The 400-nt window shown below is 39.5% G+C and carries 1 protein-coding gene; it reads right to left on the bottom strand.

The window, feature by feature from the left end; translation table 11 throughout:
- Positions 1 to 208, bottom strand: a 208-nt coding sequence (locus tag AN394_RS21335) for a helix-turn-helix domain-containing protein (RefSeq protein ID WP_152968974.1), incomplete at its 3' end; no start/stop codon positions are given.
- Positions 209 to 400: the final 192 nt, after the last annotated feature.

The following is a 400-nucleotide window of genomic DNA, read 5'->3' as shown; positions in this document are numbered from 1 at the left end:
GGGTTAACTCCTTCGACTTGAATTGTGATGTTTTCTGGTCAATTGGGGCATAAGTGCCCGTTGGGTAGTATTTACGTGCAAAGGTGCGGTAATACTTTTCTTCGTCAACTTTGGCATTCCAAATACTGCGTGCGCAACCCATCCACTGGCTTAAAACCAGTTTTTGATATGATGTTGGGTTAGCACGTAGCTTAATGCCAGTTAGCATGCTCTTTCCGTCGGTTGTCAATTGCGGTAACTATTATTACACTTAGCGTTAAATTGTCAATCTAGTCTATAAGTAAAATGTACGAATGGAGAACAGGCAGAAACTGCCTATTTAAAAATAATGCTCATCTAGTATTTGTTACAAAATACCGAAGAGGCGTTTTCACTAAAGAGATGTTAGATAGAACCAAAG

Source organism: Pseudoalteromonas sp. P1-26 (assembly GCF_001401795.1).
Taxonomy (GTDB): Bacteria; Pseudomonadota; Gammaproteobacteria; order Enterobacterales; family Alteromonadaceae; genus Pseudoalteromonas.
The sequence above is the reverse complement of the archived record's forward strand: the minus strand, read 5'-3'. Positions and strand labels throughout refer to the sequence as shown.